Below are 16711 nucleotides of genomic sequence, written 5' to 3'. Positions count from 1 at the left end.
TCCTCGGTCAGCGGCCTGGCAGGCGGGTGACGACTTCCTGTACCACCCAGCCGTTGCCGTCGGGGTCGCTGAACGAGAGCCACGAACCGTAGCTCCGCCGCTCGGGGTCCGGACCGGCTGCCCGGTTCGCGTCGCCGGCGTGGTGGAAGACACCGTCGGCGTCGTGCCAGACCTCGCTGACGTCGGCACCCTTCGCGATCAGTTCCTCACGCGCGGCCTCGATGTCCTTGACGACCAGCTGCAGCCCCTGCAGCGAGCCCGGCTCACCGTTGGAGACACCGTCGCCGAAGATGACCGAGGCGTCCGAGCCCGGCGGCGTCACCTGGACGACCCGGAACCCCTTCTCGGTGGCGAAGTCGGCGTCGAGCCGCCAGCCGAGTTGCTCGTAGAAGGCCTTCGCCTTGTCGACGTCGCTGACGGGGATGACCACTACCTCTAGCTTCATGTCCATACCTGGAAGGTAGGAGCGGGGCCGCGGGCTTCGCGCCCGTCAGATGACGCTGTCGGTGTACGTCAGTCTCCTCACACCTGCTCTCAGGGTCGGCCGATCGGCGTGAGGTTGTGTTCATCAGGACGTTACGAGCGGTGGCCTGGGGTGAAACACGGCCGTCGTGGACTGGTGGACGACCCGCCGACGAGGGCGGGGCGCCCCTAGGGTTCCGCTCCGGTAGTACACCGGAGGACTGGTCCGAGAGGGGAGACGGAACCGGTCCGCCGGTGCCGTTCCACGGCGGGACAAAAGCCCGGGAGGCCTTGATGGCCCCGGGCTGCCGTGCGCGTTCCGGGCTGACTCTTTCGGGAGGCCGGAATGTCCACAACGCTCGACCCCGCCGCGGTCGACGGCGCTAGTGCCAGCGATCTCAGCAGCTTCGGTTATGACCAGCAGTTGTCCAGGCGGGTGGGAACGTTCGCTTCCTTCGCCGCCGGCTTCTCCTTCGTCTCGATCCTGACCACGGTCTTCCAGTTGTTCGGTCTCGGCTACGGCTTCGGCGGTACGGCGTTCTTCTGGACCTGGCCGGCCGTCCTGGTGGGGCAGCTCATGGTCGCGCTGTGCTTCGCCGAGCTGGCCGCGCGCTACCCCCTCTCGGGCGCGATCTATCAGTGGTCGCGCCGGTTGGGTGGTGCCGTCGTCGGGTGGTTCGCGGGGTGGACGATGATCGTCGCGCAGATCATCACGGTCGCCGCGGCCGCGATCGCGTTGCAGGTCGTCTTGCCGGCGGTGTGGAGCGGCTTCCAGCTGATCGGCACGGATCCATCGCTCGCCTCCCGTGACGGGGCCGCGAACGCAGTACTGCTCGGCTGTCTGTTGCTGGTCGTCACCACGACGCTCAACGCGGTCAGCGTCCGGATCACCGCGATCGTGAACTCGGTCGGCGTCACCTGCGAGCTCATCGGCGTCGTCCTGATGGTCATCCTGCTGACCGGTCACGCCGAGCGCGGACCGTCCGTCGTGCTGCACACGACCGGCCTCGACGATTCGACCGGGTACGTCGTACCGCTGCTGATCTCGGCGTTGATGGCGGCGTACGTGCTGGTCGGCTTCGACAGCGCCGGGGAGCTGTCGGAGGAGACGCACAAGCCGCGGGCGACGACGCCGCGGACGATCATCCGGGCTGTCGTTGCCTCGGGCATCGGTGGCGCGTTCCTGATCGTCGCCGCGCTGATGGCCGCGCCGTCGTTGACCGATGGTTCGCTGGGGTTGCAGGGGCTGCCGTACGTGCTCACCAGCAGCCTCGGGTCGACGACCGGAAAGCTGCTGCTGCTCGATGTCGCGTTCGCGGTCTGCGTGTGCACGCTGGCGATCCAGACCGCCGCGGCCCGGATGATCTTCTCGATGGCGCGCGACAACGTGCTGCCGTTCTCGTCCCAACTGCGGCAGGTGTCGCCGCGTACCGGTACGCCGCTGCTCGCGACCGTCGTGCCGGGTGTCGGCGCAGCTGTTTGTCTGGTCGTCAACGTCGGCAACGCCGGTCTGTTCCTCGGGCTCACGAGCGTCTGCATCATGTTGCTCTACCTGGCGTATCTGATGGTCACGCTGCCTTTGTTCGTACGCCGGCTGACGGGCTCTCCGCTACCGGCCGGGGTCGACGAGGATGGGAAGAAGCTCTTCTCGCTCGGGCGGTTCGGGCTGCTGGTGAACGGGGTCGCGGTGCTCTACGGGCTGGCGATGGCGATCAACCTTGCCTGGCCGCGCTCGGAGGTCTACGACCCGGCCGGTGAGGGGTGGTATCTGCATTACCTGCCGATCATCACGCTGGTCGTCACCGGGGTCGCGGGCTTCGTGACGTATCGGGTGCAGCGCGGGCGCTACCACGCTGCGATCGCTCAGCCGGTGCTGGAGAACGCATGAGCTACCAGCATGTGATTCCGGCAGATGCGGTCTGGTCGTTTCCGGTGCGCGCGGATCGGTCGGTGCGGCTGACGGCTCTGGGTGACGCGGCCAACGCGTCGATGCTGATCGTGGCGGCGGATCGGGTCGATCGGCTGAATGTGCCCGACACGTTGAAGGCGCAGCTGTCGGCGTGTGTCCGGCCCGGGTTGGTGTTGATGTCGGATCGCGGGTTCGCGCTCGCCACCGTGGTGGAGTCGAGCTTGGAATGGCACGACTGCCTGGCGGGCATCGGAGACCGCGATGGGGTGGTTGTCGAGCTTACGAAGTACGGGCTGGGTGAGGTCGATCTGCACGGGAGCATCAACTTCTTCTCCAAGGTGGGGATCGCCGATGACTCGCGGGCCTCGATGGCTTATGTGCCGGGGCACGCGGTGGCGGGCGATTCCGTCGTACTGCGCACCGCCGCCGACCTGCTGATCTTCGTCTCGACGGCCGCGCATCCACTCTCTGGGCTGCCTGCCGCGGACGTGTCCGTGGAGGTATCTGTCGCTGATGGGCCAGGTCCAGAGCCCTTGCGTGACGAAGCCGGCCGCGCACTCGAGATGACCCGGAGGGCTGCGCTGTGACTGCTGTGGAGCTGAGGACTTTGGATGTGACGGTCGCGGCCGGAGATGGGGCATTGGTACCGGTACCGGCTGGCGGCCGGCTGCGAATCGTCGACCTGCACGGGAATCAGGCAGTCGACACCTTGGTCTACGACGCCGCGGACGTTGCCAACCGGTACTCCGCCTTCGACACGATGCGGGCGCAGGGAGCTGTGTTCCTGACGACCGGCTCGCGGCTGCTGTCGACTCGGCTGGATGAGCTCGCGGTGATCACCGACGACACGTGTGGACGGCATGACACGGTGGGCGGCGCGTGTTCCCAGGAGAGCAATGTCATCCGGTACGGGGAGCACACCCGGCATCAGCACGCATGCCGGCAGACCTTCCTCCGGTACGGCGCCGCGGCGGGAATCGGGCAGCGGGAACTCGGCCACAACATCAACTTCTTCATGAACGTACCGGTGACTCCGTCCGGTGGATTGAAGTTCGACGACGGCCTGTCCGCGCCGGGCAAGTACGTCGAGCTGACGGCATCGCGGGACATCCTCGTCCTGATCAGCAACTGCCCCCAGATCAACAACCCCTGCAACGGCTGGAACCCGACGCCGGTCCAGCTGCTCGGCTGGTGGAGTTGATGGCCCGCGCTCTGGTAGTTGCCCCTGGCATGCAAACGACAGTCCAAGATCTGGACGGACGACAGGGCCTGTGGGACGTCGGCGTACCACCCTCTGGAGCGGTCGACGAGCTGACCTTCGCCCTACTCAACGCCGCTGTAGGCAACCCATCCCACACTGCCGGCCTCGAATGCGTAGTAGCCGGCCCGGCCCTCCAACTCGATGAGGACCGCCTGGTCTGCGTAGGCGGCGCCGCCACCCAAGCAACCATCAACGGCTACCACCTCCGACCTGGCACAGTAGCCCGCCTGGCCGCCGGCTCCGTCCTGGACGTTGGCCCACTGGACGGCCCCGGCATGCGAGGCTACGTCGCCGTGGAAGGCGGCCTCGATGTCCCGCGCGTCCTGGGCAGCCGCTCCACCTTCATCCTCGGCGAATTCGGCGGTCTGGAAGGCCGTGCCCTACTCGCTGGAGACCTACTCCCCCTAGGCCGCCAGGAAAACCTGCTCCCTCCAGCAACCATCACCCTGCCGATCTTGTCGAACGAGTGGACCCTGCGGGTCATCCCCGGCCCCCACGGCGCCCCCGAACATCTGACCCCTGACGGCATCGACTCCTTCTTCAACACCGTCTGGACAATCGACCACCGCTCCGACCGCACAGGCATCCGCCTGGTCGGCCCCATCCCTCAATGGGCCCGCACAGACGGCGGCGAAGCAGGCCTCCACCCCTCCAACGTCCACGACTCCGCCTACCCGGTCGGCGGCATCATGCTCTCCGGCGACACCCCAGTAATAGTGGGAAAAGACGGCCCCTCGCTAGGCGGCTTCGTAGTCCCGGCAGTAACCATCGAGGCAGACCGCTGGCTCTTAGGCCAACTCCGCCCCGGCGACACCCTCCACCTCCACCCAGTAACCCCAGCAGAAGCAGCCGAAGCCATGCACGTACGCCGCACCTGGCTAGGCGACCTACGCCAACCCCAACAACACCACCCCGTACCCACCCCAACCCCTGATCGACCTCCCGCCCTGCACGCAACGACCTCCACCGCAGACCTCAGCAACCAGCCCAGCCGATCCGGCGATACCGGCCACCCCACCCAGCCTCGCCGCCCGGACTACCCCCTTCAGCCCGCCCACCCCAGCCACCTCGCCCAGTCCGGTAGCTCGCCGGCGTACAGCATCCGGCTCGCCGGTGAGCGCCACCTGCTGGTTGAGGCCGGCCCATTCGAGCTGGACCTGACCGTGCGGGTCTGGATCCATCTGCTTGCGGAGGCACTCCGTGCGGAAGCTCTCGACGGCGTGACCGAGATAGTCGAGGGAGTCCGGTCCGTTCTGATTGCAATTGACTCGGCGCGATTGAAGCCAAAGCAACTGGCACAACAGCTCGTAGTACTGGCTGGCGGGCTGGCGGATCCGGAGCGGGTGGTGCTGCCGGCGCGGGAAGTCAGTTTGCCGATCGCGTTCGATCATCCGTTGGCGCATGAAGCGATGCGGCGGTATGCGGCCTCGGTGCGACCGGATGCACCCTGGTGTCCGGACAACGTGGAGTTCATCCGGCGGGTCAACGATCTCGAACAGCGGGACGAGGTGTTCGACATCGTTGCCGAGGCCACCTATCTCGTGGTCGGGCTCGGCGACGTGTATCTGGGAGCGCCGGTCGCAGTACCGATCGACCCGCGCCATCGCCTCGTGACGACGAAGTACAACCCCGCCCGTACTTGGACCCCACAGAACGCCGTCGGCATCGGCGGTATCTACCTCTGCATCTACGGCATGGAAGGCCCCGGCGGCTACCAGCTCGTCGGTCGTACCGTCCCCGTCTGGCGCCTGTCTGAGCGCGACGAGCAACCGTGGCTGCTCAGGCAGTTCGACAAGATCAGGTTCACCCCAGTCAGCACCGAGGAACTCGCCCGGCAACGCGCCGACATCAAGGCCGGCCGCGCGGATCTCCAGGTGCGGCCGTCGACGTTCTCGATCGCCGACGTCCGCGCGATCGAGCAGGAGGCACCGATGGACATCGTCAGTCTGCGCGCGAAACGCCGCGCCGCGTTCGACGCCGAGCGGGCGAGGTGGGGCGCATGACCGTCTGGATCACCCGCGTCGCCCCGACCGAACCACGCCCAGGCCCGCTGCACGGCCTGACCATGGCGATCAAGGACAACATCGACCTGTACGGCGTACCGACCACCGCCGGCGACCCGCGCAACACGATGCCCGCGGCAACCAGCGCCTTCGTCGTCGACCGCCTGATCGAGGCCGGCGCCGTCCCCCTCGGCAAGACGAATCTCGACCAGTACGCGACCGGCCTGGTCGGCACGCGTTCGCCGTACGGCGCCCCGCACTCAGTCTTCTCCGACCTCCACATCTCCGGCGGCTCCAGTGCCGGAAGCGCTGTCGCGGTGGCATCCGGCGAGGTCGACTTCGCGCTCGGCACCGATACCGCCGGCAGCGGCCGCGTCCCGGCGGCCTTCAACGGAATCGTCGGCATCAAACCGAGCAAGGGCCTCGTCTCCACCACCGGCGTCGTCCCGGCCTGCCGCTCACTCGACTGCGTGACGGTCTTCGCCCGTACCGTCGACACAGCCCGCCGCGCCTTCGACGTGATGGCCGCGTACGACCCCACCGACCCGTACTCCCGACAGCTGCCCCAAGCCGCCCACAAACCCGGCCCGCAGCGCATCGGCGTACCGGACAAACCCCTCGGCCTGGACCCCCTGCACGAACAGGCCTGGACCGAAGCCCTCGACCAGGCCGCCAAACTCGGCGACGTAGTACCGGTCGACATCACCGCGTTACTCGAGACCGCCGACCTCTTGTACTCCGGCCCGTGGCTCGCCGAACGCTGGCTGGCGTTCGGCGACAAACTCGACGACGACCCCGCCGTCGACCCGACCGTCCGCGCGATCGTCCGCAAGGGCGCCGCGTTGACCGCCTCCGAAACCTTCGCCGGCTTCGACCGCCTGACCGCTCTCAAGCGCCGATCCGAACCCCTCTGGAACGAGATCGACGCCCTCCTGCTCCCGGTGACCGAGACCCACCCCACCCTCGCCGAGGTCGCCGCGGACCCGATCGGTGTCAACAGCCGACTAGGCCGCTTCACCAACATGGTCAACCTGCTCGACCTCTGCGCGATCGCCTTCCCCGGCCCCGCCCGCACCGACGGACTGCCCTTCGGCGTCCAGCTGCTCGCCCCCGCCGGCCACGACCACCAGATCATCGACCTCGCCGCGGTTTGGTGCGGTGAGCAACCAACCACCCCACCGCCCGCCGACGGCGTCCTGCTGGCCGTAGCCGGCGCCCACCTCACCGGCCAACCCCTCAACAACGACCTCGTACTCCGCGGCGCCACGCTCGCCTTCGAGGCCAGGACCGCCAGCGACTACCGCATGTTCGTCGTGCCAGGCCCGTTGCCCCGACCCGGCCTGACCCGCACCACCCCGCCGGTCGTCGGCTTGGGCATCGAGGTCGAGGTCTGGCGCCTGCCCACCGAGGAGCTGGGCGGCTTCCTGTCCACGATCGCGCCACCGCTGGCGATCGGCCCGATCGAGCTCGCGGACGGCACCGAAGTACTCGGCTTCGTCTGCACCGCAGATGCGGTCGACCCCAGCCAGGAGATCACCGCATCCGGCAGCTGGCGCAACTACCTCGGCACCGGCTCGGGGACGTAGCGAACGAACATCAGGCACACACTCGCAGCCGCGAGCGCCAAGGAGACCGGCACCATCGTGTAGCGATAGCCCGCCGTCGTGGCCAGTACGGCCGCGCCGAGCGGTCCGATCGCGCGGGCAGCGAGCACCGGAGTAGCGAGTGCTCCCGAGATCGTGCCGTACCCGGCCGCGCCGTACCGGTCGAGCAGGATCGCGGGCGTCGCAAGAGTCGAGACGCCGAAGCCGAGTCCGAACAGCACGATGCAGACGGCCGCCCCCAGAGCACTCCGGCCGAGCAACGGCAGGACGCCGATCGCGAAGCACTGGATCAGGAACGTCCGCGCGACGATCGTCGACATGTCGAGCCAGCGCTGCAGTACGGAGGTGACGAGGCGGCCCGTCACGGAGTACAGGCCGAGCAGTCCGGTCAGCCCCGCGGCGACGGCCGGTTTGTACCCGAGGTCGCCCAGGAAGAGCACGAGGTGAACCGAGACGATCGCGATCGCACCGCTGTGCAGGACGAAGCCGGTCGTGATCAGCCAGAATCCACCGTCGCGAAGCGCCGCCCGAATCGCCCGACTGCGCTCCGCCCGATCGGCGGCCGTCTTGGTGTGGGTCGGGCGGGTCCCTCTCAACGCCAGCGCATGCAGCGGGACGGTCAGCAGATTGTGCGCCAATCCCAGAATCAGCAGCGCCTCCCGCCAGCCATGGGTGCGGATCAGCAGTCCCGCGAGCGGGATGAAGATCGTGCTCGCAAGCCCGGCCACCAATGTCACGACGAGCAGCGCGTTGGTCCGCCGCTTCGGCTCCAGCACCGCCACCAGTACGGCGATCGCCGGACCGTACAGAACCATCGCCGACGCAACCCCGATCAGCGCGAACACCGCATAGAGCTGCGCGACGTTCTGCACCTGCGACCAGGCAAGCACGGCGACACTCGCGAGCAACGACCCAGCCGTCATCAACAGATGAGCCCCGCGCCGATCAAGCCAGCGCCCGACCGGAACCGACATCACGCAACTGACCAGAATCGCCAGCGTCAGCGCACCCGCCGAGGTGGCCGTCGAGATCCCCAGCTCCGCGCTCATCGGCCCGAGGAAGACCCCGAACACGTAATACAGAACGCCGTAACCGGCGGTCTGCGTAATGGCCAGCGCAGCCACCACCACCGGACGACTGCCCCGCGAAACACTCGACCCCAGCTGAGCGGACATTGCGCCCGACTATGACTCCCCGGCGCCCCCTCCACAACCCCCAAGTTACGGACCACCCAAAGCAACCTCTTTTGGACCACTCCGCCAGGCCAGAACCCGCCTACGGTAGAAGCCATGAGCAACAACCCCCACCCCGCCGCACCGCCTGCCATCGGCGCGCATGCGTGGCCCGCCTACGGCCGTGCCGCCGGCGCGATGTTTCTGGTTGGCAGCCTCGCTGCGGTCTCCGGGGTCGTGAACGACTATCCGTTCTACGGCGGCCAGGCCGCGCGCTACCTCGTCTCCGCCCTGCTGCTCTTCGCCGTCGCCTACGGCCGCCGCATCCCACTGATCCGCCCGACCCGCCGCGAGGCGCTGCTTCTCATCGCCCTCGCCGCCACCGGCCTGGTGCTCTTCAACCTCTTCGTCATCGAAGGCACCAAACACGCGAACCCAGCCATCGTCGGCACGATCGTCGGCACCGTCCCGATCGTCCTGGCCCTCGCCGGCCCGGTCATGCACCGAACCCGCCCCTCCGCCCGCATCATCGTCGCCGCCTCGATAGTCGTCGCAGGCACCGCCCTGGCGTCCGGCCTAGGCACCTCAGACACCCAAGGGATCCTCTACTCGATAGGCGCCCTAGCCTGCGAAGCCTGCTTCTCCCTACTCGCCCTCCCGCTCCTGGTCCGCCTGGGCCCAGTCCGAGTCTCCGCCTACACCGCCGCCACCTCCGTACCCATGCTGATCGCCCTGGGCCTCCTGACCGACGGCCCCACCCACTTCCTCCGCACCCCCACCCTCGGCGAACTGACCGGCCTCGCCTACCTGGCGATCCTCGTCAGCGGCATAGCCTTCCTCCTCTGGTACCGAGCCCTCCCGATGCTCGGCCCCGACCGAGCCGGCCTCTTCGCCGGCATCATCCCGGTCGGCACGATCCTCACCTCCCTGCTTCTCGGCTTCGGCCTCCCCGCCCCCGCCGAACTGGCCGGCGTAGCCCTGGTGATCACCGGCCTCCTGGTAGGCCTCCACCGCCCCCGAACCTCAGCGCCGACCGCAGCAGAAGCCGCAATCCCCACCCAGGTTTGACATCGACCCCTGTTTGGCATGCAATATATTGCATGCTGGTACCAACGACAGGAACTCTCCAATGAGCCTCAGTGACTTCCCGCGGCATTCGCTCACCTTCGGGCCCAGCCCGGTGCATCCGCTCAAGCGGCTGTCCGAGCACCTCGGTGGAGCGCAGATCTGGGCCAAGCGGGAGGACTGCAACTCCGGCCTCGCGTTCGGTGGCAACAAGACCCGCAAACTCGAGTACCTCGTACCCGACGCGCTCGCCCAAGGCGCCACCCATCTCGTCACCATCGGCGGCATCCAGTCCAACCACACCCGCCAGGTAGCAGCCGTCGCCGCTTCCCTCGGCCTCAAGGCGCGTCTGGTCCAGGAGAGCTGGGTCGACTGGCCCGACGCCGTCAACGACCGCGTCGGCAACATCCTGCTGTCCCGCATCATGGGCGCCGACATCGAACTGGTCGAGGCAGGCTTCGGCATCGGCTTCAAGGAGAGCTGGGAGAACGCCCTCGAACAGATCCGCTCCGAAGGCGGCGTCCCCTACGCAATCCCGGCCGGCGCCTCGGACCACCCCCTCGGCGGCCTGGGCTTCGCCAACTGGGCGGACGAAGTACAGGCTCAAGAAGAAGCGCTGGGCGTCTTCTTCGACACCATCGTCGTCTGCTCGGTCACCGGCTCGACCCACGCAGGCATGATCGCGGGCTTCGCCGGCCAGGACCGCCCGCGCCGCGTACTCGGCATCGACGCCTCCGCCAAGATCGACGAGACCCGCGCCCAGGTCGAGAAGATCGCCCGCAACACCGCCGCCCTGATCGGCCTGTCCCGCGACCTCCGCGACGACGAACTCACCGTCCTGGAAGGCTGGGCCGGCGACTACTACGGCATCCCCGTCCAATCCACCCTGGACGCCATCCGCCTCACCGGCTCCCTCGAAGGCGTCATCCTCGACCCCGTCTACGAAGGCAAATCCATGGCCGCCCTGATCGACCTGGTCCGCACCGCCGAAATCCCCCGCACCTCCACCGTCCTCTACGCCCACCTAGGCGGCCAACCGGCCCTCAACGCCTACTCAGCCCTCTTCAAGTAGCCAGGCGGGCGAGGCGGAGTTAGTTGCTGGAGGCACTTTGTGCTCGACGTGAGCATCTGATGACCACCAAAATGCACACGTCGAGCACAAAGTGGCCGGAAGAGTCGCGGCGGGTGGTCGGTGGGTGGGTGGGGGTGGTGGGTGGTGAGAATGGGGGGTATGGGTACTGCGCTTGCGGCTGATGGGACTCGGATTGCCTACCAGGTGGAAGGTGGGGGGTCGCCGTTGGTCTTGCTGGCCGGGCAGGCGAACAGTCATCGGTGGTGGGACCCGGTCCGCGAGGACTTCGGAGGGCGCCGGACGATAACCCTGGATTGGCGAGGGACCGGGGACAGTGACCGGCCGGACGTTGTCTACAGCACCGAAGGCTTCGCGGACGACGTGATCGCCGTACTGGACGACGCCGGGATCGAGGACGCCGACGTCTACGGCACCTCGATGGGTGGCCGCGTCGCGCAGTGGGTGGCGGCCAAGTACCCGGAGCGGGTGCGGAGGCTCGTCCTCGGCTGCACGTCGCCCGGCAAGAAGCACGGGTACGAACGCAGCCAGGAGATCCGTCGAGCGCTGGCCCAGGCGGACCAAGCAGGTCGCGACAGCATCCTCCTCGACCTGATGTACACCCCGAGCTGGCTGGCGACGCACCCCGGCCCGTACTACGTATTGGGCGACTCCACCATGCCCACGTACGCCCGAGGCCGCCATCTCGTTGCCAGCAACAACCACGACGCCTGGGACGAACTCCCCAAGATCAAGGCTCCCACCCTGATCCTGCACGGCGCCGACAACCTCTTCAGCCCAGCCGCCAACGCCGAGCTCCTGGCCTCCCGCATCCCCGACGCCCGCGCCCACGTCATCCCCGGCGCCCGCCACGCCTACTTCCACGAGTACCAGACAATCGCGAGCCAACTCGTCCGCGACTTCCTGGCAACACCGCACTAAGCCTGGTACTCCGCAAGCGCCTTGTGCCCATGCACCCGCCGCTGCTTGAAGACCGCCTGGACCTTCGGATCGTCACGCGGCAACTTCTTCCCACCGGACAGAATCGACCCAGGAATCTCGAACCGATAGACGATGTCGTCGCTCGCCGCATCCACCGTGACCTCGGCAGCCGACACCACCGCATGCACTCCCGGATAGCTCGTCCGCAGCTCCACCTCGAGGTAGTCCAGCTGCGCATCCACGCTGAACAACACATCAGTACCGAGCTCGCGCCCCTCGTACAGGTGCTTGAACAGATTCGCCCGCCGAGCACTGCTGGTCCATTGCGCCAACCCCACCCCAGGCAGCTTCGGCCCGAGCTTGAGCTTGACGTCCCGGGCCATGATCTCCTCCGGCGTGAAGTCCCGCACCACCCCGGCGAAGTCCTTCGCCCGCATCGGCGTACTCACCGCGCTGCCCTCGATCCGTCCAGGCAGCACAGCCGACTCGGCCCATAGGTTGCCGACGATCCCCGCCGCCCCGTTGACCGGATACCCATACCGCCGGACCAGCACCCCCACCGCATTAGCCATCCGAGTCACCATGCCGTCAACGGTCCCAGAGCAACGTGGCCCGCCACAACACGCCTGCCTCTAAAGGCAGTCCAGCTCACCCGATCCGCTGCAACGCCCTTTCCCGGCGGCCGGCCACGCTCGACCCCGACTCCCGCCGCGCCATCCGGCGCAGTACTACGGGAGCCACCAGCAACCCCACCACCGCCCACACGCCAAGTACCCCGACCGTCTCCCAATGCCGCCACGACGAACCGATCTCGACCGCGACCGCATCCCCCGGCAGCAATGCCGACCGCATCCCCAACCCCAGCCAGTAGATCGGCGTCAACTGCGCCACGAACTCCAACCACCCCGGCAGCGCCGTCACCGGATAGAAGATCCCCGACACCCCGATCAACGCCAGCACCGGCAACTGGATCAGCCCCTGCGACCGCGCGCTCGTGAACACCGACCCCAGCACAGCCCCGATCGGCAACGTCGCCAGCAACCCGAGCACCAACACCCACAGCAGGGTCAACGGCCGCTCCACCGAGAGCCCACGCACGATCAGCAACCCCGGAACCAGCAGAATCGCCAGATCCGCAATCAATCCACCCGCCACCGAAACAACCTTGCTCACCAAGTACCCGACCATCCCATCGGGTGTCGCCTTCGCCCGCAGCAGCGTGCCGTCCTCCCGATCGGCCGTGAGCTGCTGACTCATGCTGATCATGCCCATCGCCGCGTTCATCCCGAGCATGCTCGGCAACGCCAACGCGCCCAGCCCGAACCCGGTCGACCCGAACGACTTGTCGCGGAGGAAGTACAGGGCGATCAGCAGCAGCACCGGCCAGAGGAAGTGGCTGAGCAGCTCGCCCGGGTTGGTGAAGGACTGCCGCAACTCGATCACGCCACGCCGCCAGCCGGTCCGCACCGCCATCATCCGCGGGCTCATCACGCCACCTCGTTCTGTCGTACCAGCGTCAGATACGTGTCCTCGAGCGTCGCCCGCCGAACCTCCAGCTCGGTCAGCGCCTCGCCGTACCGGCCGAAAAGCCGGCGCACAAAGGGAGTCGACTCAGCCACGGACTCCCTGAAGCGCTGCCCGTCGACAGTCCACCGAACCTCGTCCTCTCCCGCGATCTGCCGGGTCAGCTCAGCTTCGGTGCCAGCGGCAACAATCCGCCCGGCGGCCAGCACCAGGATGCGATCGGCAAGCTTGCCGGCTTCGTCGATATCGTGCGTGGTCAGCAACACCGTCGTCCCCTCCTCCGCCGCCAGCCGCGCCACCAACTCATGGAACTCGTGCCGCGCCACTGGATCGAACCCAGCCGTCGGCTCGTCCAGGAACAACACCTCCGGCCGCCCGACGATCCCGATCGCGACATCGAGCCGCCGCCGCTGCCCACCCGACAACGTCTTGATCTTCTGCCCCGCATGCTCGGTCAGCCCAACGGCGGCAATCAACTCATCCGCGTCCCACGGCCGTTGCACCGCGGCGGTCGAGTACGGCGCGTAGTACTCGCCGAGATGCGCGAGCAACTCCCGCACCCGCCACTTGCCGTGATCCCGCCACGATTGCAGTACGACGCCGAGCCGCGCCCGCCACCGCTCGTCCCCCTCGGCCGGGTCCACGCCAAGCACGGACACCCGCCCGGCGGACCGCAACCGAAACCCTTCGAGGATCTCGATCGTCGTCGTCTTGCCCGCCCCGTTCGGACCGAGCAACGCCAGTACTTCGCCCCGCCGCGCGCGCAGCGTCACATCGTGCAGAACATCGGTGTCGCCGTACCGCATCCGCAGCCCGTCCACCTCGAGAACATCCTCAGCCATACCCCGGAAGCTACGTTGCGTTTCGACTGTCGGCAACGCTGATGACGCTGTAGACCCTCATAAAATCAGCAAATCTGAGCTATTGTTGCAATGACTTTGACCGCGAACGCAACCCTGGGAGGCCGCCGATGCCAGGAGGACGGCTGACCCAGGAAGACCGCCGGCTGATCGCCACCCGGCTGGCCGAGGGCCACGGGTACGCCGAGATCGCCCGCGAACTCGACCGCCCCACCTCGACGATCAGCCGCGAGGTCACCCGCAACGGCGGCCGTACCGGCTACCGCGCCGAGCACGCCCACCTCGCCACCGGCTCCCGCGCCCGCCGCCGCAAACACCCAACGGTTGAGGCCAGTGCTCCCGCCACCGACGCCTACGGCCGCGACCGCGTAGCCGTCCGCGAGTACGCCGAACTCTTCGCCGAAACGATGGTCGAGACCGGCCTCCCCCGGATGGCGTCGCGCGTCCTCGCCCGCCTCTACACCGCCGACACCTCCAGCGTCACCGCCGCCGACCTGGTCCGCGAGCTCAAGGTCAGCCCCGCCTCCATCTCCAAGGCGATCAACTACCTGGAAGGCCTCGAGCTGGTACGCCGCGAGCCCGACCCCGGCAAGCGCCACGAGCACTACCTGATCGCCGAAGACATCTGGATCCGGGCCTGGCGGACAAGCGCCCGAGCCAACGCCAACTGGGCCGGCACCGCCCGCAAAGGCGCCGAACTCTTCAACCCGGCGACGCCGGCCGGCGAGCGACTCGAACGAATGAGCCAGTTCTTCCAGCAACTCAGCGACGACATGTCAGGCCTGGGCCCCGACCCCGAAGTCGCTGAAGACACCGCCACCATCCTCGCCGCCCTGATCCACGCCAACCGCCCCCTCACAGCCGACCAACTAGCCAGCGCCCTCGACTGGCCGCTAGCCCGAGTCACCACCGCCCTCACCATCGCCCAGACCTACGACACCGACCCCCTCGCGGTGACCGCGGTCGCCCCCGGCACCTACACCGTGACAGTCACCCGCCTAACCCCAATCCAACGCCAAGCCCTGACAGCCAGGTCCCCCAAGCCGTAGTCACCAAGTCGTAGTCACCAAGTCGTAGTCACCAAGTCGCAGTCACCAACCGCCGCCGACGCCGGTGCCGAGCTGCCGTGCGATCCGCAGCAGCGCACCACTTCGCAGCACGCCATCCGCCAGCCCGATCTCCACCAGGTTGTCGAAAACCCTCTGATCCGCCGCCGACGCCCGGATCCCCGCATTCAGCACCCGCCCCGACCGAGTCAGCCGAGCAGCCAACGCCGTATCCCGCAGATGCCGCCCCAACAACCCCTTCACTGCCCGCCGGTACTCCGTACCCGCATCCCCCGACGCCCGCCGCAACGCACCAGCCGCCGCCCTCCCCGCCATCAACCCGGTCGCGACCGCGTAGTAAATCCCCTCACCCGTCATCGGATTGATCAATCCAGCCGCATCCCCAACCAACATCACCCGCCCACCCGACGGCCTCCACCCCCAAGAAGCCAACGGCAAGTGATGCCCCCGCCAATCAACCCCACCATCACCCGCCCCCGGCAACAAACGCTCCAGCTCAGCCAACATCCCAGCCCGCGTCAGCCGCCCCCGCTCCGCCCGCACCACCCCAGCCCGCGTCAGCCGCCCCCGCTCCGCCCGCACCAACCCAGCCCGCGCCGACAGCTCCCGTCCGACCCGCAACAGCCCGGCCCCCGTCGACCGGTCCCGGAGCTGCTCGCCATACCCGACGTTCGACCAGCCGTCGCCGCGGTCGAACGACCATGCGTATGACGGCTGCCGCGCGGTCCCGAACACGATCACCTGCTGCCCGGCCCGGCCAACCGGAGTCGGCGCATACCCCCGCAACGCCAACGCGACCGGCCCGCCCGCAATCCCCAACGCCCGTCGAACCAGCGAGTACGCCCCATCGGCCCCCACCACCATCCGAGCCTCGACGTCATCAACCATCACCCCCGACGGCCGCACCTCGACGCGCCCCACCCGCTGCTTCCGCAGTACGGCCCCAGCAGCCACCGCCGCCAAAACCAACCGCTCATCGAAAACCATCCGCGGCACCACATAAGCCGCGCGCTCCATCAACCGATCAACCCCAAGCGCCCCACGCCGCAGCGACAGCCGCCGGATCGGCGTCCGGTCGTCGACTACCCCGGTCACGCCAACCTCGGCCAGCAAATCAAACACCTGCGGAGCGATCCCGTCCCCACAAGCCTTGTCCCGCGGAAACTCCTGCCGATCAAGCAACAACACCGACATCCCAGGCTCAACCGCCAACGCCCCCAAGGCGGCCGCCGCCCCCGCCGGCCCAGCCCCAACCACCACCAAATCCCAGCTCACCCCCGCAGGCTACGTCCACCCCGCACCACCCACCCCGACACGAACTGCCGGAGGCGCCGAGGACGGCCAGATGCCGAGGGCGGAGCGAGGTGCCGGCGAGTGCCCGCGGCTGCGCGAGCGCCGCAGCAGCGCAGGCAACGCAGGCAACGCAGGCAACGGGCGAAGTTGTCGGGGCAGCGGTTCCCGCGGCGGCCGGCTGGGTGGGTGGGTGGGTGGGACTGCTGCGGTGCGGGAGCTGCGGGGCGAGCCACAGTGGCAGTGCCGGTGGCGGGAGCAGCGCAAGCCGGGGGCCGCGAGGCAGCGGGCGCGAGTGGTAGCGCGGGCGGCGGAAACGGCGCAGTCCGGGGCCGCAAGGCAGCGGGGCGACCGGCGAGGCGTTGGGGGTTAGCGGTTGCCGCGGCGGCCGGCGCGGCGAGTTGGGCGGACTGCTGGGATGCGGCGGGTGCGGGAGCCGCGGCGGTCGGCGTGGCCGGCGCCTTCGGTGGGGCCGGCGCCTTT

The 16711-nt window shown here is 68.3% G+C and carries 15 protein-coding genes and 1 riboswitch; of the genes, 9 read left to right on the top strand and 6 right to left on the bottom strand.

All coding sequences use genetic code 11. From position 1 onward, the window contains the following. Positions 1-7: 7 nt before the first annotated feature. Positions 8-451 carry a VOC family protein gene (locus tag ABD116_RS23590; protein ID WP_343974126.1) on the bottom strand — a complete coding sequence of 148 codons (444 nt, stop codon included), beginning with the start codon at positions 449-451 and terminating at the stop codon, positions 8-10. 189 nt (positions 452-640) lie between these two features. Then, positions 641-752, top strand: a riboswitch (guanidine-I (ykkC/yxkD leader). A gap of 56 nt (positions 753-808) precedes the next feature. Between ABD116_RS23590 and ABD116_RS23585 the strand changes: the two genes are divergently transcribed. The 5 genes from ABD116_RS23585 to atzF are packed head-to-tail and all read left to right on the top strand — an operon-like array spanning position 809 to position 7221. Beyond that, the gene (locus tag ABD116_RS23585) at positions 809-2350 is read left to right on the top strand and encodes an amino acid permease (RefSeq protein ID WP_343974123.1); all 1542 of its coding nucleotides are present in this window, start codon (positions 809-811) and stop codon (positions 2348-2350) included. Further along, a complete protein-coding gene (locus ABD116_RS23580; RefSeq protein WP_343974120.1) occupies positions 2347-2958 on the top strand; it encodes a DUF1989 domain-containing protein in 612 nt (203 codons plus the stop codon). The genes ABD116_RS23585 and ABD116_RS23580 overlap by 4 nt, the downstream gene beginning before the upstream one ends. After that, entirely contained in the window at positions 2955-3572 is a 618-nt protein-coding gene (locus ABD116_RS23575) for an urea amidolyase associated protein UAAP2 (protein ID WP_343974117.1), read from the top strand. The genes ABD116_RS23580 and ABD116_RS23575 overlap by 4 nt, the downstream gene beginning before the upstream one ends. A gap of 29 nt (positions 3573-3601) precedes the next feature. Continuing rightward, on the top strand, positions 3602-5635 hold the full coding sequence (locus ABD116_RS23570) for a 5-oxoprolinase/urea amidolyase family protein (RefSeq protein WP_343974114.1): 2034 nt from the start codon (positions 3602-3604) through the stop codon (positions 5633-5635). Beyond that, positions 5632-7221 carry an allophanate hydrolase gene (gene atzF / locus ABD116_RS23565; RefSeq protein WP_343974111.1) on the top strand — a complete coding sequence of 530 codons (1590 nt, stop codon included), beginning with the start codon at positions 5632-5634 and terminating at the stop codon, positions 7219-7221. The genes ABD116_RS23570 and atzF overlap by 4 nt, the downstream gene beginning before the upstream one ends. Here the strand turns inward: atzF and ABD116_RS23560 are convergent. Then, positions 7194-8414 (bottom strand): MFS transporter, encoded by a 1221-nt coding sequence (locus tag ABD116_RS23560; RefSeq protein WP_343974108.1) that lies wholly within the window; start codon positions 8412-8414, stop codon positions 7194-7196. The genes atzF and ABD116_RS23560 overlap by 28 nt on opposite strands. A gap of 114 nt (positions 8415-8528) precedes the next feature. Here ABD116_RS23560 and ABD116_RS23555 point away from each other — a divergent pair, with 114 nt between their 5' ends. The 3 genes from ABD116_RS23555 to ABD116_RS23545 all read left to right on the top strand — a co-directional run bounded on the left by ABD116_RS23555 (position 8529) and on the right by ABD116_RS23545 (position 11487). Then, on the top strand, positions 8529-9479 hold the full coding sequence (locus ABD116_RS23555) for a DMT family transporter (RefSeq protein WP_343974105.1): 951 nt from the start codon (positions 8529-8531) through the stop codon (positions 9477-9479). 61 nt (positions 9480-9540) lie between these two features. Continuing rightward, complete coding sequence (locus tag ABD116_RS23550) at positions 9541-10548, top strand: 1-aminocyclopropane-1-carboxylate deaminase (RefSeq protein WP_343974102.1); 1008 nt, start codon at positions 9541-9543, stop codon at positions 10546-10548. A 159-nt stretch (positions 10549-10707) separates the two neighbouring features. After that, positions 10708-11487, top strand: coding sequence for an alpha/beta fold hydrolase (locus ABD116_RS23545; RefSeq protein WP_343974099.1), 780 nt, complete (start codon positions 10708-10710; stop codon positions 11485-11487). Here the strand turns inward: ABD116_RS23545 and ABD116_RS23540 are convergent. From ABD116_RS23540 to ABD116_RS23530, 3 genes are all read right to left on the bottom strand, one after another. After that, positions 11484-12059, bottom strand: a complete 576-nt coding sequence (locus ABD116_RS23540) for a phage tail tip lysozyme (RefSeq protein WP_343974096.1) — start codon at positions 12057-12059, stop codon at positions 11484-11486. The two genes, ABD116_RS23545 and ABD116_RS23540, sit on opposite strands and share 4 nt — an antisense overlap. A 76-nt stretch (positions 12060-12135) precedes the next feature. Continuing rightward, entirely contained in the window at positions 12136-12975 is an 840-nt protein-coding gene (locus ABD116_RS23535; protein WP_343974093.1) for an ABC transporter permease, read from the bottom strand. After that, positions 12975-13853, bottom strand: coding sequence for an ABC transporter ATP-binding protein (locus ABD116_RS23530; RefSeq protein ID WP_343974090.1), 879 nt, complete (start codon positions 13851-13853; stop codon positions 12975-12977). Before ABD116_RS23530 ends, ABD116_RS23535 begins: the two co-directional genes overlap by 1 nt. Positions 13854-13981: 128 nt before the next feature. Here ABD116_RS23530 and ABD116_RS23525 point away from each other — a divergent pair, with 128 nt between their 5' ends. Beyond that, complete coding sequence (locus ABD116_RS23525) at positions 13982-14920, top strand: GbsR/MarR family transcriptional regulator (RefSeq protein ID WP_343974087.1); 939 nt, start codon at positions 13982-13984, stop codon at positions 14918-14920. Positions 14921-14962: 42 nt separating this feature from the next. Here ABD116_RS23525 and ABD116_RS23520 read toward each other — a convergent pair whose 3' ends face one another. Beyond that, a complete protein-coding gene (locus ABD116_RS23520) occupies positions 14963-16213 on the bottom strand; it encodes an FAD-dependent monooxygenase (RefSeq protein WP_343974084.1) in 1251 nt (416 codons plus the stop codon). Positions 16214-16711 lie beyond the last annotated feature (498 nt).

Source organism: Kribbella koreensis (assembly GCF_039525325.1).
Classification (GTDB): domain Bacteria; phylum Actinomycetota; class Actinomycetes; order Propionibacteriales; family Kribbellaceae; genus Kribbella; species Kribbella koreensis.
Note: the sequence above shows the minus strand (reverse complement) of the source record. Positions and strands in the feature narration are given on the sequence as shown.

Excerpts from the sequence above, each read along its gene's own strand:
- ABD116_RS23590 (WP_343974126.1), bottom strand. The coding sequence starts at position 451 with ATGGACATGAAGCTAGAGGTAGTGGTCATCCCCGTCAGCGACGTCGAC.
- ABD116_RS23585 (WP_343974123.1), top strand. The coding sequence starts at position 809 with ATGTCCACAACGCTCGACCCCGCCGCGGTCGACGGCGCTAGTGCCAGC.
- ABD116_RS23580 (WP_343974120.1), top strand. The coding sequence starts at position 2,347 with ATGAGCTACCAGCATGTGATTCCGGCAGATGCGGTCTGGTCGTTTCCG.
- ABD116_RS23570 (WP_343974114.1), top strand. The coding sequence starts at position 3,602 with ATGCAAACGACAGTCCAAGATCTGGACGGACGACAGGGCCTGTGGGAC.
- atzF (WP_343974111.1), top strand. The coding sequence starts at position 5,632 with ATGACCGTCTGGATCACCCGCGTCGCCCCGACCGAACCACGCCCAGGC.
- ABD116_RS23560 (WP_343974108.1), bottom strand. The coding sequence starts at position 8,414 with ATGTCCGCTCAGCTGGGGTCGAGTGTTTCGCGGGGCAGTCGTCCGGTG.
- ABD116_RS23555 (WP_343974105.1), top strand. The coding sequence starts at position 8,529 with ATGAGCAACAACCCCCACCCCGCCGCACCGCCTGCCATCGGCGCGCAT.
- ABD116_RS23550 (WP_343974102.1), top strand. The coding sequence starts at position 9,541 with ATGAGCCTCAGTGACTTCCCGCGGCATTCGCTCACCTTCGGGCCCAGC.
- ABD116_RS23545 (WP_343974099.1), top strand. The coding sequence starts at position 10,708 with ATGGGTACTGCGCTTGCGGCTGATGGGACTCGGATTGCCTACCAGGTG.
- ABD116_RS23540 (WP_343974096.1), bottom strand. The coding sequence starts at position 12,059 with ATGGCTAATGCGGTGGGGGTGCTGGTCCGGCGGTATGGGTATCCGGTC.
- ABD116_RS23535 (WP_343974093.1), bottom strand. The coding sequence starts at position 12,975 with ATGAGCCCGCGGATGATGGCGGTGCGGACCGGCTGGCGGCGTGGCGTG.
- ABD116_RS23530 (WP_343974090.1), bottom strand. The coding sequence starts at position 13,853 with ATGGCTGAGGATGTTCTCGAGGTGGACGGGCTGCGGATGCGGTACGGC.
- ABD116_RS23525 (WP_343974087.1), top strand. The coding sequence starts at position 13,982 with ATGCCAGGAGGACGGCTGACCCAGGAAGACCGCCGGCTGATCGCCACC.